Raw genomic sequence first — 14644 nt, forward strand, 5'->3', positions numbered from 1 at the left:
GCTGAAGTATGACCCCACTAGAACAAGCCTTCACCAGACGTGCGAATTGCCAGGCGGTTTACTTCTGTACGACCAAACCACGTCTTCCAGGAAGCCCAAACTTTCTTCTTGGGCTAGATGCTTATCGGCTGGGCTCCAAGATGGTTCAGCCTTTGAGGCGGCACAGCTTGGATGTGTCGTCTACCTCCGTTGTTGGTAACCCCCGTCGACGTGGCCCGGAGTATCATCCAGCACAGCTTTCCTGGCACTTATTTCGAGTTCACCTTCCCTTAAATCCTTGTATGAGTGTTAGGAAATTTTGGCGGAATAGCTGGTCGTAGTAAACTTTCATGCACCTTTACTTAAATTTAACCAAACAGTTAAACCGACTGTAGAATGGACCTGCAAAAACGCTCCACTGAAGAACTGATTTTGGAAGCTGCGCAAGCTGTGTTTCTGGAAAAGGGCTTGGCCGGAGCACGCATGCAGGAAATTGCCGACCGCGCCGGCATCAACAAAGCCCTGCTACACTACTACTTTCGCAGCAAGGAGAAGCTCTCGGCGCTAATTATTGAGCGGGCCATCGGTGTGATACTGCCGCGCGTGATGGCTGTACTGGACACCGACCTGGAGTTGTTTGACAAAATCCGGCTCGTGGTAGATACCTACCTCACCTTCGTGAGCCGCAACAGCTTCCTGCCCCTATTCATCATCAACGAAGTGAACCGCAACCCGCAGTTTTTCTTCCGGACTGTGGTGGAGAAGGAGCGCACCCACCTCGACAAGTTTCGCCGCCAGGTGGAAGAAGCCGTGGCGCAGGGACGCATTCACCCCATCAGCCCCGCGCAACTGTTCATGAACGTCATGTCACTGGTCATCTTTCCTTTCCTGGGCAAGCCTATTATTCAGGTAGGGTTGGGACTAAGCGACGAGGACTTCAAACGCGAGATGGCCCACCGGCGAACCGAAGTGGCCGAATTTGTTATCCGGGCCATTCGAGCCTGATATTTTTTTGCACGTTCATTAACCAAGTAGTTAAATCACATGGATAAGAAAGAGAAATGGGCCGCCTTGCTGCTGTGGTTGGGTGAGCATGCGGCGCTGGGGCCGCCCGCCGCCCTTTCCTTGGCGCTGGCCAGGCTCAACGAGCAGTTGTACAGCGTGCTACTGCAGGTCCAGCCCGATTGTTCCTTGACCCAAGCCATCCCAGTAGGGGTGCAATAATCCCTCTTTGACCTATGGAATTTGTCATTGTCCTGCTGACCCCCATCCTGTTCATGCCCATGGTTACGGGCTATATGGCTTACGGAAATGGACGCTCCTTTTGGCGCTGGTTTGGCATCGGTTTCGCGCTGCCTTATTTCTCGCTTTTACTCATCACTTACCTTGTACACCGCGACAAGCGGAAGCCCCAGACTGCTCAACCTAATCCCTCCAACTTCAATTTGCCGTGAACACCTTTCCTACACATACTTGAGCGTACATAGGACTGCTAGCCATCGGCCTGCCAGCCAGTTGCCAGGCTAAATATCCCGCTTCGACGCGTCAGGTAACTTTAATGCCTACTTTTGCTAAACTGCTGCCCATGCAAGTCCACTGGCATGGCTAAGTGGTCCTACGGATCAGATTGAGTTCAGAAAACTGGTTCATCTTTCAACGTTCACGAAACTTCGATCTGCGATGCGTTTCGTGAACCTCTAGCTTCACGGAAAACGTGGGTAAGGCCCGGGCGGTCGGGTAGGACTCACCCGGTAGAGGCCACGCCGGGCCTCCTCAGAAGTTGAAGTCGCGGGGCTCACCGGCCAGTTCCCGGCCGCGCAGGATAAACTTGGGCTGGTAGCTTTCTTCCTCGGTCCAGTTCACCTCGGCAAAAGGAATACGGTCGCCGTATTCTTTCGGGCCTGTCACGGGCAGGCCCAAGGCACGGTTTTGCTCCTCCTCCTGCCACACGTCGGTTAGCACTTCGACCAGCTGGTGGCCCCAGGCCCGCATCCCGGCCACAATAACCGCTTGCCGCCAGTCGGCGTGGGCGCCAATGGGCCAGGGGGTCGTCTGGTGTTCCAGCGCCTGCTCAATCCAATGGGTAGCCTCAAAAAGGTAGCCGTGGCGGCGACGGTCATCCTGGCGGCTGGCCTCGTACCAGCGCAGCAGGCGGGGCAGGTCGGCGGCGTCCTCAAACTGCCGGAAATACGGCGTTAAGTCGTCGTGGTGCAGGAGCAGGGGGTGCCAGGGCAGCGAGGCAGCCACGTCGCCGCGGGCCCGCTGGGCAGCCAATTTCTCCTCTTTATCAGCTTCGGTAAGCCCAATGTAGTAGGCTTCTTTTTCGCCGCGCACGTCGGGCAGAGTCAGCAGCAGGTTTTGGCCGGTGGCCTCGTTGTGGTACTGATACCAGGCGGGCAGGCTGCGGTAGGCCCGTTTGGAGGCGGCCTCGTAGCCATCATCGTTGGGGTCATCCGCCTCGTCGGGGGCCGGGTCGTCCCTTCGGCTGCGCGCCGAAACCGGTTGTAGTTCTGCCAGGACCAGTTCTGGTTGGGGACATACTGGTCGGAGCGCAGATACGACTCGTAGAGGGCCACCTCGTCGGCGGTGATGGGCGGCAGCCACGGGCAATAGTCGATGTACTTTTCCCACTGCCGGAATTCTTCGGTGTGGCGCACACCGGGGAGGGTAATCTGCTCGGCCCGCCAGCGGCACTGCAAATCGAACAACTTCTTCTGCTGAATTTCCCACAGGTCGTGGGCCGCTTCCTCGCGAACCTCGATAAAGCGCGCCCCGGCCTGCTTCGCCAGAAACGGCCCTTGATGAAGGCGGCAGCTTTGGCGTTGGCATACAGGCTCACAACGGACGCCTCACTCTGGGCGAAGTAGGGAGCCAAGGCCTCCTGCAGGGCGGGGTGGGCACGTAGCTCGGCGGCAAACAGACGGCTGAGGGCGGCCAGGTCGGGTTTGGTTTGGGCCGCTTTGATATAGGCAGCCCGGGCATCGGGCGTAGTAGGCAGCCCGGGTTCGGCCGCCGGAGAATTCAACTCTTCCATAGTCAAGGTAATAGGTAGCAGATAGTATGCTCCCAAAATAGCAGGTAACCAGTGAAATAAAAGGCTGAACACGTATACAGCCGTAGCACCACCCGGGCCGCCTGCTTCGACCGCGCCAGCCTGCTCACCAGTCAGCAGGCCCTTGGCTCGTGGAACTGATTAGCTTCCCGGCCACAAAAAAGCCCCAACCAAGACGGTCGGAGGCTTTTTTGTGGTAGAATCAACTGATTTCGAGGGTACGGTGGCTACGCGTAAAGCCGCGGCCCCTGTCGTCTATCACTAGGCAAGGTGGCTTACTCGAAAGGCGTGTCGAAGTCGGCGAATAGCGGCAGGGCGCGGTCTTTGTCCGACACCAGCGGCGCGTCGATGCCCCAGTCGATGCCCAGCGTGGGTCGTCCCAGCGCAGCCCGCCTTCCGAGCCCGGGTTGTAGTAGTCGGTGCACTTGTAGAGAAACAGCGTGTGGTCTTCCAAAGCCATAAAGCCGTGGGCAAAGCCGGTGGGCACGTAGAGCATATTGCAGCGCTGCGAGTCCAGCTCAACTTGCACGTGTTGCCCGTACGTGGGTGAGGAGCTGCGCAGGTCTACTACTACATCTATTACCCGACCCGTGGCCACGCGCACCAGCTTGGCCTGGCTAAAGGGCGGCCGCTGAAAGTGCAGGCCGCGCAGCACCCCCACTCCCGAACTCGATTGGTTATCCTGCACCCAGTTGCCCACGGCCCCGGCCTCTTCCATTACGCGGGCACTGAAAGACTCAAAGAAGGCGCCGCGGGGGTCACCGAATACCCGGGGCGTAAACTCGATTACACCGGCCAGAGCGTGATGCTTAATTTCCATTCAGGAGAGATGTTGGAGAGATATTAGGGTACGACGCCACGAACGTACGCGTGGCAAGGTAGGGAGTTTTAGCCTCTAGCGGGTCTTGGGGCCAACGGCCTCCACGATGCGTAGATACTTGTTCAGAACGATTTGCTCATCAAATTTTTGCTCAGCCAGCTGCCGGCCGGCCCGGCCCATGGCCTGCAGCTCGGCGCCGGGCAGGCGCTGCACCTGCAGCATCTTGGCGGCCAGATCGGTGGCGCTGCGCACTTCGCACAGCAGGCCATTCACCCCGTCGACCACCGTTTCGCGGCAGCCGGGCACGTCGGTCGTCACGATGGGCTTACCCATGGCGGCGGCTTCGAGCAGGGTTTTGGGCGTGCCTTCCCGGTACGAGGGCAGCACCACGCAGTCGGCCCGCTGAATGTGCTCGGCCACGTTGTCGGAAGTGCCCAGATACTCAATATTGCCGGCCTTGAGCCACTCCTCAAACACGGCCCGCTTCACCCCGATATTGCCCGACTCATCGACGCCACCCAGCAGCTGCACCCGGGTGCCGGGCATGGCCTCGCGCACCACCCGGGCCGCTTCGAAGTATTCCTCCACCCCTTTTTCGTAGAGCACTCGCGCTATCATCAGGAAAGTGAAAGGCTCGTGGCGCACAAACTCGGCGGCGGGCTGAAACCGGTTGGTGTCCACGCCGGAACCGGGCAGCAGGTCGGTAATGTCGGGGCTAACCAGGCCGTGCTGCAGGAAAAGCTGCCGGTCGTCGTCGTTCTGGAAAAACACCCGCTTGGGGAAGCGGAAAGCAAAACGGTAGAGGCTGAGCGCAATGCGGCTCACGAAGTTTTGCACGATAAACACCGTGCCCAGGCCCGAGACGTTGTTTACGCTCGGAATGCCGGCCAGCTTGGCGGCCAGCGTCCCGTAGATGTTAGGCTTGATAGTATACTGCAGCACCACGTCGGGCTTTTCGCGGCGGTAGATGCTGTAGAAACGGCGCGTAAGCTGGGCATCCTTCACGGGGTTGGTGCCTTTGTTTTCCATCAGAATCGGCACGTAGCGGCAGCCCAGCTCGGTTTCCAGCCGTTCGGAATACGCGTCGGGCGGAGCAATGGCCAGCACCTCGTGGCCGGCGGCCTGCAGGGCTTTTACCAGGCTCCGGCGAAAATTCCAGATATTCCAGGAGGTATTAATAACGATGGCAACGCGCATACAGCAGATTCGGGATTCGGCCGGCAAAGGTAGCAGGTCAGGTTTCGGTATCCGCAAAAAAGTAGCGGCCAGCTGCCTAAAGCCCGTTGCGTACCTTCGCCCCATGATTCGCTTTGCCTCTGCTCTTTCCGCTTTCCTGCTGCTCACCCTGGCTGCGGCCTGCAACTCCAATAGTAATTCGGCTCCCGCAGACATGGCCGCTGAGCCCGCCGTAGCGGCCGAGCTGCCCGGGCAGGCGCTGTACGTGCAGAACTGCGCCGTATGCCACGGTCCCGACGGCAAGCTCGGCCTCAACGGGGCCCACGACCTGACGAAAAGCAACCTGAATGCAACCGGCCGCGTGTATATGGTAACGCAGGGCCTGGGCAAGATGCCTTCCTTCAAAAACCAGCTCAGCCCCGAGCAGATTCAACAGGTTGTTGACTATTCTCTTACCCTGAAATAAGCCGCGGCCCAGTAGCGCCGCAGCCTGTTTTACTTCCCCACCCCTTGCTCTCTATGGCTAATAAACCTTCCTCCAAAGGCCGTAAGCCCGGCAACAGCACCCGCCACCCCGGCGCCGTCGACGGCGTGTCGGGCCGGGTGGGCCGCATCCTGGCCAAAGCCAATAACGAAGGCACCTACGACACAGCCCTGGAGCAGGAAACTGCCGTGCTGGTAGCCGTGCCCGACAAGCGCCAGCCCGACCTGCAAACCCAGGAATACCTCGACGAGCTGGCTTTTCTGGCCGAAACGGCCGGGGCCAAAGTCACCAAACGCTTTGTGCAGCGCCTCGAAAAGCCCGACATCCGCACCTTCGTGGGCGAGGGCAAGCTCGAGGAAATCAAGGCTTACGTGCGCCACAGCAACGCCAGCATGGTCATTTTCGACGATGACCTCTCCCCTTCCCAGCTGCGCAACCTCGAAGCCGAGCTGCAAGTCAAAATCGTGGACCGCAGCCTGCTTATCATTGATATTTTCGCCAGCCGGGCCAAGTCGGCTACGGCCCGCACCCAGGTGGAGCTGGCCCAGTACCAGTACCTGCTGCCCCGTCTCACCGGCCTCTGGACTCACTTGAGCCGGCAGCGTGGAGGGGGCGTAAGTCAGCGCGGACCAGGCGAAACCGAAATTGAAACTGACCGGCGCGTGGTGCGCGACCGGATAGCCCTGCTTAAAGACAAGCTCAAGGAACTCGACAAGCAAAGCAACACCCAGCGCAAGTCGCGGGCGGGTCTGGTGCGCGTGGCTTTGGTAGGCTACACCAACGTGGGCAAAAGCACGATTATGAACCTGCTGAGCCGCTCCGACGTTTTTGCCGAGAACAAGCTTTTCGCCACCGTCGACTCTACGGTGCGCAAGGTGGTGCTCGAAAACACGCCCTTCCTGCTCTCCGACACCGTTGGGTTCATCCGTAAGCTGCCCACCCGCCTGATTGAGAGCTTTAAGAGTACCCTCGACGAAATCCGGGAAGCCGACCTGCTGGTGCACGTGGTGGATATTTCCCACCCCTCGTTTGAGGACCAGATTGCCGTTGTCAACGACACGCTCAAGGACATTGAGGCCGCCGATAAGCCCATGCTGCTGGTCTTCAACAAGATTGACCGCTACGACACCGAGCAGGAACAGCACCACGGCGGCTTCGAGGGCATGAACGCCGACGAAGACGTGGAGCCCCGGCCCACGCTCGAGCAGCTACAGGCCAGTTACATGGCCAAAATGCACGACCCGGTCATTTTTATTTCGGCCCAGGAGCGGCAAAATATTGATGAGCTGCGGGCCCTGCTCGTGCGGCACGTGGCCGTGCTGCAAGAGCAGCGCTACCCGTATCAAACCTTCGAAAGCGAGGAGTAAAGCCTCGCCTTTTTATAATTTTTTGAAGCGGCCCGAAAAAAATTCGGGCCGCTTTTTTTGCGCCATTACTGGCTTCTGACTCCGGAAAGGGATTATATAATTTATAATTAATATATGATACAATAGTAACCTAAGGCGGTAATGACAACCCGGCGAAAAACCAAACCAACCGGCTTCCGTACCAACGGCTCTATTGGACAAATGGCACCAATTGTTCAATCATTTCTAATTTATACGGCTCTGTATTGCGGTATTCGCAATGATTGCACCGAATAATTACCCATTGTTCTAATTGTCTTTTTTCTTAGCTTGCCTTTCCTGTCCTCCTCTCCATAACCAAACCAACCCTTTTCCCATGAAAAAAAACGTTTACGCTATTGCCCTGGCTTTCCTAGGCCTAGGTTCCTTTTCGGCTCAGGCACAAGATCAGCGGCTCATCAAAGCTGACAAGGACCTGGCTCCTGCCGGCCGCTCGTGCGCTACCATGGAAGTACTGGAAGCTCAGATGGCTGCCGACCCCTCGCTGGCCCAGCGCATGGCTAATGTAGAGCGGCAGACGGCCGAAGTGCTGGCCAATCCTATTGCCAACCGCGCTACCGCCGGAGTTGTAACTATTCCGGTAGTGGTACACGTGCTGTACAACACCAGCGCCCAGAACGTGTCGGACGCCATGATTACGGCCCAACTGGACGTGCTGAACAAGGACTTCAGCAAAACCAACGCGGACGCCAGCCTGACCCGGCTATGTTTGCCGGCCTGGCCGCCAATACCAACGTGCAATTTGTGCTGGCCAAGCGGACTCCCACCGGTGCTGCTACCACCGGCATTGTGCGCAAGCAAACGAAAGTAAGCTCGTGGAGCACCAACGACGCCGTAAAAAGCTCGAAGCGCGGCGGCGACGACGCCTGGGATGCCACCAAATACCTCAATCTGTGGGTGTGTAACCTGGGCCAGGGCCTGCTGGGCTACGCGCAGTTTCCCGGCGGCTCGCCCGCTACCGACGGCGTAGTAGTACTGTACTCCTCCCTGCCCGGTGGCACTGCTAAGCCGTATGACAAAGGCCGCACCGCCACCCACGAAGTGGGCCACTGGCTGAACCTGCGCCACATTTGGGGTGATGCCAGCTGCGGCAACGACCTGGTGTCGGACACGCCTACCCAGCAGACGGCCAACTATGGCTGCCCTGCCTTCCCGCACGTAACCTGCAACAACCAGGGTGACATGTCGATGAACTACATGGACTACACCGACGACGCTTGCATGTACATGTTCTCCACGGGTCAGGCTTCGCGCATGAACGCGCTGTTTGCCGCCGGTGGAGCCCGCGCTGGTCTGGTTACCTCGCAGGGCGGCGTAGCTCCCCGCATGGCTGCCACGCTGGGCACTACTACCGACGTAGCCATGTACCCGAACCCTGCCAACAACGTGCTGAACCTGACGCTGCCCGCCACTAAGGCCGATAAAGGCTGGACCGTAACGGTATACGACCTGCGCGGCCGCGAAATGAAGCAGGCTACTTACAACGGTCAGGGCCAGGTGCAGGTAGCTCAGCTGCCCAAGGGCTTGTACCAGATGACGGTATCGGATGGACAGCAGACGCTGCGTCAGCGCTTCGAAAAGCAATAATCTTCTATCTTAGCAGCGCTGGCAGTTGTTGCAGCAGTTGCTGGCTTTCTGATCTAAGAGCCAAACTTCACTCACCAGAAAAGCCCACCGATACCGGTGGGCTTTTCTTTTTGGGCCCGGTCCTGGCCCGGTGTCTCTTCTATCTAACCAGGAGTCTTGACAAACCAATTTATAAGGTTTGGAATATATTCCCCAAAAGAGGCCGCTACGTTGCGCATCCAATAATGTTACGGGCAAAAAATTAAAATTATTATACCTAATTCAATTATTCCTGTGGAAATATTCAATAAATTGGAACCCTCGTTCCCTCTTTCCACAACCACTTCCTTTCACTCACATGAAAAAAACTTTTTACGCAGTAGCCCTGGCTTGTCTTGGCCTGGGCTTGGCTTCGGAGGCTCAGGCGCAGGAGTTGAAACGCCTCAACAAGCGGCAGTGCGCCGCCGTCGACGTGCTGAAGGCGCAGATGGCGGCCGACCCGGCCATGTCGCAGCGGCTGGCCGCCATTGAAGATCAGACCCGGCAGTTTGAGTCGGACCCAATAGCGCAGCGCACCACCGCCGCCGTTACCATTCCGGTGGTAGTACACGTGCTCTATAACACCACCGCCCAGAACATTACGGACGCCCAGATTCAGTCGCAGATTGACGTACTGAATCTGGACTTCAGCAAAACCAACCCCGACTATACCAAGACGCCGTCGGCCTTTGCCGGGCTGGTTGCCAACGCCAACATTCAGTTCGTACTGGCCAAGCAGACGCCAACCGGCACGGCCACCACGGGCATTGAGCGGAAGCAGACCACGAAAACCTCCTGGGGCACCGACGACCAGATGAAAAAAGCCAGCACCGGCGGCCTCGACGCCTGGAACTCGGCCAAATACCTGAACCTGTGGGTGTGCAACCTGTCGGGCGGCGTACTGGGTTACGCACAGTTTCCCGGCGGCCCCGCCGCTACCGACGGCGTGGTTATCCTGACCACGGCTTTCGGCAAAGGCGGCTCGGCCCAGGCCCCTTCAACTTGGGTCGTACCGGCACCCACGAAGTTGGCCACTGGTTGAATCTGAATCACATCTGGGGTGACGACGGAACCTCGTGCTCCGGCACCGACAACGTAGCCGACACGCCCAACCAGGCCGACGAAAACTACGGCACGCCCGCCTATCCGCAGGCTTCGTGCTCGAACACGAGCGACATGTTCATGAACTACATGGACTATGTGGACGATGCCGCCATGTATATGTTCTCCACGGGTCAGGCTTCGCGCATGAACGCGCTGTTTGCCTCCGGCGGGGCCCGCGCCGGCCTGCTGACTTCGGTGGGAGGCACGGCTCCCGGCACCGGTGGCGGTGGCACCACGCCTACTCCCGTTACGTACTGCTCTTCGAAGGGCACCAGCGTCTCCTACGAGTTTATCGACTACGTAAAGCTGGGCACCATTGACCGCGCCTCGGGTGCTGACGCGGGCTACTACAACGGCACCGCTAGCAGCACGTCATTGGCCGCCGGCTCTTCGCAGACCGTTAGCTACAGCGCCGGTTTCACGGGCTCGGCTTACTCGGAGTACTTCAAGGTTTACATCGACTACAACCAGAACGGCGTCTTCACCGATGCGGGTGAACTGGTCGTAAACGCTGCCGCCAGCAACGTGGCCACCATCCGCTCGTCGACCTTCACGGTACCAGCCACGGCCAAGACCGGTCCTACCCGGGCCCGCATCGTGATGAGCGACAACTCGGCCACCAGCAGCTGCGGCTCCTACAGCTACGGCGAAACCGAAGACTACACGGTGAACATCACCGGCGGCTCGGCCCGTGCAGAATCGGCGGCCCGTCTGGGTGGTTCGGCTACTGAGTACTCGGTGTATCCAAACCCAGCTACCGACGTGCTGAACGTGGTAATCCCGTCAGGCCGTGAGGCCTCGGCCGTATCGGTGAAGGTGTACGACGTACGCGGCGCCGAAATGAAGCAGGCCCGCTTCGACAACGGGCAGCTGAATGTGTCGCAGCTGGCTAAGGGCGTGTACATGCTCACCATTGCCGACGGGCAGCAGGTGTCGCACCAGCGCTTCGTGAAGCAATAAATATGTAGCCGGAGCTGCCGCTAAACCTTACGTGCGGCAGCTCTGCGCTACTTCCCTGACAAGGCCCGCCGGCATCGGCGGGCCTTGTTTGTTTTGTGGCCGCCGCGGGCCGTAATTCAATCTTCATAACCATTTCGCAAGGCCAACAGTAAAGAGGCCTGCCCACCCATTTGAAGCGCACCTTATGAAGACCCTGTACCTGATGCGTCATGCCAAATCGAGCTGGAATTTCGACGATTTGACTGACCAGGAACGCCCCCTCAACGACCGGGGCCGCACCGATGCGCCCCGCATGGGCCAGGCCCTGGCCAAACGCAACATTCGCCTCGATCTGCTGGTTAGCTCACCGGCGGTTCGGGCCCTGAGCACGGCGGCGCTGGTGGCCAAAGAGCTGGAATACGCGCACAACCAAATTCAGGTAAACGACCGAATTTACCGGGCCGAGGTGCCCGACCTGGTGGACATCGTGCGGCAGCTGCCCGACGCGGCCGACTCGGTGCTGCTGGTGGGCCACAACCCGACCATCACCGACTTTGCCAACGTGATTTCCCCAAGCCCGCTCAATGAGCTGCCTACCGCGGCCATTGTGTGCATCAAGTTTGACTGCGCCAGCTGGGCGGAAATAGACCGTAGCAACGCCGACTTTTATTTCTTCGACTACCCCCGCAATCAGCCGGAGTAGCGGCTGGCCTCACCTGGAATTCGTAAACGGAAAAGCCCTGGTTTTTTCGCTGTGTAGTCCTGCCTTTTCCCCTGTATGGAATCATCAAAAAAAAGCGCGCCCGTTCTGTTGAACCGCGAATTGAGCTGGCTTTCCTTTAACCGCCGCGTGTTGCAGGAAGCCCAGAACCCGGACGTGCCGCTGCTGGAGCGCCTGAAGTTTCTGGCCATTTTTTCCTCCAACCTCGACGAGTACTTCAAGGTGCGGGTGGCCACGCTGCGCCGCCTGGTAAAGCTCAAGAAGAAAACCCGCGCCAAGCTGGGCGAAGACCCCGGCGAACAACTCAAGGATGTGCTAGACGAGGTAAAGCGCCAGCAGCAGGAGTTTGGCGACGCTTTCCGCAACGAGATTCTGCCGGAGTTGGGTCGCCAGCACATTCACCTCGTGTCGGAGCATGAGTTGAGCCAGCCCCAGCGGGAATGGGTGCACCAGTACTTCCGGGACAAAGTGCAGGATCTGTTGTCGCCGGTTATCCTGGACGACAACCTGCACCACCTGTTTCTGAAGGACCAGACCGTGTACCTCACGTTTTTGCTGACCCAGCCGGTGAAGGAGAAAAAGCGGCTGGAAGAAGAGCGGGTACTGGTCATCGAGCTGCCCACCAAGCGCCACGGCGGCCGGTTTGTGGAGCTGCCCGCCGACGGTGAGGAGCGCTACGTCATGTTCCTGGACGACGTAATCCGCTGCTGCGCGGCCGAGCTGTTTCCCAAGTACCAGAAAGTGGAAATGCACGCCATTAAGATTTCGCGCGACGCCGAGCTGGACATTCAGGAGGAAGTCTCGGGCAACCTGATGGCCAAGATTAAGAGCAGCCTGCAGAAGCGCGAAACCGGCTACCCGGCCCGCCTGCTCTACGACCCGGAGATGCCCAAAGCCGTGTTGCGGGCCGTAATGCAGAAAACTGGCATCGGCAAGGACGAACTGGTGGAAGGCAGCCGCTACCACAACTTCCGCGACTTTTTCGGCTTCCCCGACCTGGGTTTGGAGCAGCTCAAGTACCAGGAGCAGCCACCCCTGCCCCACCCCACGCTGCCACGCACGGCGGGCAAGATGCTGGCCGCCATTGCCGAGCGGGACCACCTGCTGCACCTACCCTACCAGTCGTTCGACTACGTGACGCGCTTTATCCTGGAAGCCGGCGCCGACCCCAAGGTGACCAGCATCAACATCACGCTCTACCGGGTGTCGAGCAAAAGCGAAGTGGCCAAGGCCCTGCTCAAAGCCGTGAAGAATGGCAAGCAGGTAACCGTGGTGGTCGAGCTGAAAGCCCGCTTCGATGAGGAATCGAACATGTACTGGGCCGAGAAGCTGCAGAAGGCCGGCGCCAACGTTATTTTTGGTATTCCGGACCTGAAAGTGCACAGCAAGCTGCTGCTCATCACACGCACCGAGGAAGACCAGAACCGCCTGTACGCTTACTTCAGCACCGGCAACTTCAACGAGGTTACCAGCCGCATCTACGCCGACCACGGCCTGTTTACTTCCGACCCGCGCCTGACCCGCGAAGCCGCCGAGGTGTTCCGCTACTTCCACGACCGTCAGCCCAAAACTGGCTTTGAGCACCTGCTGGTGGCTCCCTTTGAGCTGCGGGAAAAGCTGAATGCGCTGATCGACAAGGAAATCAAGCTGGCCCAAGCCGGCAAAGATGCCTACATCATTCTGAAGCTGAACGCCCTGCAGGACGACCGGATGATCAAAAAGCTCTACGAGGCCAGTGAAGCCGGCGTCCGGGTTGAACTGCTCATTCGGGGCATTTCCTGCCTGGTGCCCCAGCTTGAAGGCCAGAGCACCAACATTCAGCAGCGCGGCATGGTCGACCGGTATTTGGAGCACGCCCGGGTGTACGTGTTTGGCAACAACGGCCAGGAAAAGGTGTACGTGGCTTCTTCCGACTGGATGGCCCGCAACCTGGACCGGCGCGTGGAAGTGGCCTTCCCGATTTACAACGACGAGCTGCGGGCCGAGGTGCGCCACCTGCTCGACTTGCAGCGCCAGGACAACGTGAAGTCACGCGACTACCACAACAACTTCCTGGGCCAGGATGACCCTAAGGCCCGCAGATACGCTCCCAGTTCGAAACCTACGAATACCTGCGCAAGCTGGGCAAACGCCGCAAAGCGTCGGCTAAAGCTTAGCCTTTCGGCTACTGCCACCACACTAAAAAGCCCGCTTCTTTCCAGAGGCGGGGCTTTTTGCTTACCGGTTTGCGGGCCGCTACTGCCGCTTCAGGAACTTGCGGGGCGGCACAATGAACAGCTCCAGGCTGGCGTAGGGTGCACTGGCCAGCTTGCTGTCAATGATTTTGACCCGGCTGTTGTTGGTCCGGTCGAAAGCGTCGAAGGCGTAGTTGTAGCGGTAGCCGCCTTCCGCCCCAAACCACAGGAAGTCGTAGATTTCCCGCTCCCACCGGGCCCGGAACTTCACTTCGGTTTCGCGCAGCTCCAGGGAGTTGAGCGTGGCATTCTCGTGCCGTAGCGGGGTGCGCAGCTTCACGATGTAGTTGAGGCCATCAACGGAGTAGCCGGCAAAAAACAACGACCGGGGCGAAGCGTTGTAGCGGGCCGTAACGCGGGCCGGAAACAGAGCCTCAATACCCCAGCGCTTGTTGAACGTGCGGTTGTAGAGCAGGGCCGGATACGGACTAAAGCGCCCAAACGTGTAGCCAAGCTGCACACCCACACCCCAGGAAAAAGTAGGGCTGCGCTTCCAGCCGTACAGAAACTCCGACGACACGCGCAGATAGTCCGACACGTTCAGCTCTGAGGAGGTATAGTCGCCGCTGAGCTCCCCTTTGATGCGGAAGATGTACCAGTTCACATCGTTTACCGGCCGGATAACGGCCAACTGCGTGCCCAGAGTTTTAAGTCCTTTATTCTCGATGTTGTCGTAAAGCTCATAGCCGGTGGGCTGGCTGCTGAACTGAAATTCCTCCCGCTCATAGTTCACGCCCAGAATCAGCTTGAGGTGGGGGTGGTTGAGCATCGGAATGTAGCCCTTGATAACCAGCCGGGCATTTTTGGTCGCCTCGGTGTTGTAGTCGCTCAGCCCCACGCTCTGCCCGTCGGAGGAAACCTTAAAGCGTGGCACCCGCTCGTAGTGGAAAATCAAACCTTTGCTGGGCCCCATCCCCACCACGGAGGGCGTGGCAAACTGCTGGGGGTCGGTGGCGCCGGTGCCGGCCGTGTCGGCGGCAGTGGGTGCGGGCAATGGGTAGACGGGCGTAGTCGGCGTGACTTGGCCCTGAGCAGTAAGAGCGAGGCTGCCCAAACCGGCCGAAAGCAGGAAACGGCGAAAGGCAGGGGCAACTGGCGGGACGTAGCGAGTCTTCATGAAGAGC

Annotated in this window: 15 protein-coding genes and 1 pseudogene; 11 read left to right on the plus strand and 5 right to left on the minus strand. The window is 58.9% G+C overall.

Annotated features, from left to right (window positions below; translation table 11 throughout):
• Nucleotides 1-375: 375 nt before the first annotated feature.
• Genes MUN79_RS01740 through MUN79_RS01750 form a run of 3 tightly spaced genes read left to right on the plus strand, consistent with a single transcriptional unit; the run spans nucleotide 376 to nucleotide 1433 of the window.
• Nucleotides 376-984 carry a TetR/AcrR family transcriptional regulator gene (locus tag MUN79_RS01740; protein ID WP_244676099.1) on the plus strand — a complete coding sequence of 203 codons (609 nt, stop codon included), beginning with the start codon at nucleotides 376-378 and terminating at the stop codon, nucleotides 982-984.
• Nucleotides 985-1023: 39 nt separating this feature from the next.
• Nucleotides 1024-1203, plus strand: a complete 180-nt coding sequence (locus MUN79_RS01745) for a hypothetical protein (RefSeq protein WP_244676100.1) — start codon at nucleotides 1024-1026, stop codon at nucleotides 1201-1203.
• Between the two features lie 14 nt (nucleotides 1204-1217).
• Entirely contained in the window at nucleotides 1218-1433 is a 216-nt protein-coding gene (locus MUN79_RS01750) for a hypothetical protein (protein WP_244676101.1), read from the plus strand.
• A gap of 319 nt (nucleotides 1434-1752) precedes the next feature.
• On the opposite strand, the gene MUN79_RS01755 is transcribed toward MUN79_RS01750, so the two are convergent.
• The 4 genes from MUN79_RS01755 to MUN79_RS01770 all read right to left on the minus strand — a co-directional run bounded on the left by MUN79_RS01755 (nucleotide 1753) and on the right by MUN79_RS01770 (nucleotide 5048).
• Nucleotides 1753-2313 carry a hypothetical protein gene (locus MUN79_RS01755; RefSeq protein WP_244676102.1) on the minus strand — a complete coding sequence of 187 codons (561 nt, stop codon included), beginning with the start codon at nucleotides 2311-2313 and terminating at the stop codon, nucleotides 1753-1755.
• A gap of 11 nt (nucleotides 2314-2324) precedes the next feature.
• Entirely contained in the window at nucleotides 2325-2636 is a 312-nt protein-coding gene (locus tag MUN79_RS01760) for a hypothetical protein (RefSeq protein ID WP_244676103.1), read from the minus strand.
• Between the two features lie 597 nt (nucleotides 2637-3233).
• On the minus strand, nucleotides 3234-3851 hold the full coding sequence (gene rfbC, locus MUN79_RS01765; protein ID WP_311136634.1) for a dTDP-4-dehydrorhamnose 3,5-epimerase: 618 nt from the start codon (nucleotides 3849-3851) through the stop codon (nucleotides 3234-3236).
• A 75-nt stretch (nucleotides 3852-3926) separates the two neighbouring features.
• Nucleotides 3927-5048 (minus strand): glycosyltransferase family 4 protein, encoded by a 1122-nt coding sequence (locus tag MUN79_RS01770; RefSeq protein ID WP_244676104.1) that lies wholly within the window; start codon nucleotides 5046-5048, stop codon nucleotides 3927-3929.
• Nucleotides 5049-5151: 103 nt separating this feature from the next.
• Between MUN79_RS01770 and MUN79_RS01775 the strand changes: the two genes are divergently transcribed.
• From MUN79_RS01775 to ppk1, 8 genes and pseudogenes are all read left to right on the plus strand, one after another.
• A complete protein-coding gene (locus tag MUN79_RS01775; RefSeq protein ID WP_244676105.1) occupies nucleotides 5152-5493 on the plus strand; it encodes a c-type cytochrome in 342 nt (113 codons plus the stop codon).
• Nucleotides 5494-5546: 53 nt separating this feature from the next.
• Nucleotides 5547-6878: a GTPase HflX gene (gene hflX, locus MUN79_RS01780; protein ID WP_244676106.1), complete on the plus strand. Its 1332-nt coding sequence runs from the start codon at nucleotides 5547-5549 to the stop codon at nucleotides 6876-6878.
• 355 nt (nucleotides 6879-7233) lie between these two features.
• A complete protein-coding gene (locus MUN79_RS01785; protein WP_244676107.1) occupies nucleotides 7234-7728 on the plus strand; it encodes a zinc metalloprotease in 495 nt (164 codons plus the stop codon).
• Nucleotides 7623-8504, plus strand: a complete 882-nt coding sequence (locus MUN79_RS01790; protein ID WP_244676108.1) for a M43 family zinc metalloprotease — start codon at nucleotides 7623-7625, stop codon at nucleotides 8502-8504. Before MUN79_RS01785 ends, MUN79_RS01790 begins: the two co-directional genes overlap by 106 nt.
• A gap of 337 nt (nucleotides 8505-8841) precedes the next feature.
• Nucleotides 8842-9564 (plus strand): zinc metalloprotease, encoded by a 723-nt coding sequence (locus tag MUN79_RS01795; protein ID WP_244676109.1) that lies wholly within the window; start codon nucleotides 8842-8844, stop codon nucleotides 9562-9564.
• Nucleotides 9525-10586 carry a zinc-dependent metalloprotease gene (locus MUN79_RS01800; RefSeq protein ID WP_244676110.1) on the plus strand — a complete coding sequence of 354 codons (1062 nt, stop codon included), beginning with the start codon at nucleotides 9525-9527 and terminating at the stop codon, nucleotides 10584-10586. Before MUN79_RS01795 ends, MUN79_RS01800 begins: the two co-directional genes overlap by 40 nt.
• 184 nt (nucleotides 10587-10770) lie before the next feature.
• Entirely contained in the window at nucleotides 10771-11268 is a 498-nt protein-coding gene (locus MUN79_RS01805; protein ID WP_244676111.1) for a SixA phosphatase family protein, read from the plus strand.
• Between the two features lie 75 nt (nucleotides 11269-11343).
• Nucleotides 11344-13272, plus strand: a pseudogene (gene ppk1 / locus MUN79_RS01810) (polyphosphate kinase 1); the annotation flags it as partial.
• Between the two features lie 249 nt (nucleotides 13273-13521).
• Here ppk1 and MUN79_RS01815 read toward each other — a convergent pair.
• A complete protein-coding gene (locus MUN79_RS01815; RefSeq protein WP_244676112.1) occupies nucleotides 13522-14637 on the minus strand; it encodes a DUF6268 family outer membrane beta-barrel protein in 1116 nt (371 codons plus the stop codon).
• Nucleotides 14638-14644: the final 7 nt, after the last annotated feature.

Source organism: Hymenobacter cellulosilyticus, assembly GCF_022919215.1.
Classification (GTDB): domain Bacteria; phylum Bacteroidota; class Bacteroidia; order Cytophagales; family Hymenobacteraceae; genus Hymenobacter; species Hymenobacter cellulosilyticus.

Excerpts from the sequence above, each read along its gene's own strand:
- MUN79_RS01740 (WP_244676099.1), top strand. The coding sequence starts at position 376 with ATGGACCTGCAAAAACGCTCCACTGAAGAACTGATTTTGGAAGCTGCG.
- rfbC (WP_311136634.1), bottom strand. The coding sequence starts at position 3,851 with ATGGAAATTAAGCATCACGCTCTGGCCGGTGTAATCGAGTTTACGCCC.
- MUN79_RS01815 (WP_244676112.1), bottom strand. The coding sequence starts at position 14,637 with ATGAAGACTCGCTACGTCCCGCCAGTTGCCCCTGCCTTTCGCCGTTTC.
- MUN79_RS01775 (WP_244676105.1), top strand. The coding sequence starts at position 5,152 with ATGATTCGCTTTGCCTCTGCTCTTTCCGCTTTCCTGCTGCTCACCCTG.
- MUN79_RS01745 (WP_244676100.1), top strand. The coding sequence starts at position 1,024 with ATGGATAAGAAAGAGAAATGGGCCGCCTTGCTGCTGTGGTTGGGTGAG.
- MUN79_RS01770 (WP_244676104.1), bottom strand. The coding sequence starts at position 5,048 with ATGCGCGTTGCCATCGTTATTAATACCTCCTGGAATATCTGGAATTTT.
- MUN79_RS01790 (WP_244676108.1), top strand. The coding sequence starts at position 7,623 with ATGTTTGCCGGCCTGGCCGCCAATACCAACGTGCAATTTGTGCTGGCC.
- hflX (WP_244676106.1), top strand. The coding sequence starts at position 5,547 with ATGGCTAATAAACCTTCCTCCAAAGGCCGTAAGCCCGGCAACAGCACC.
- MUN79_RS01795 (WP_244676109.1), top strand. The coding sequence starts at position 8,842 with ATGAAAAAAACTTTTTACGCAGTAGCCCTGGCTTGTCTTGGCCTGGGC.
- MUN79_RS01750 (WP_244676101.1), top strand. The coding sequence starts at position 1,218 with ATGGAATTTGTCATTGTCCTGCTGACCCCCATCCTGTTCATGCCCATG.
- MUN79_RS01785 (WP_244676107.1), top strand. The coding sequence starts at position 7,234 with ATGAAAAAAAACGTTTACGCTATTGCCCTGGCTTTCCTAGGCCTAGGT.
- MUN79_RS01805 (WP_244676111.1), top strand. The coding sequence starts at position 10,771 with ATGAAGACCCTGTACCTGATGCGTCATGCCAAATCGAGCTGGAATTTC.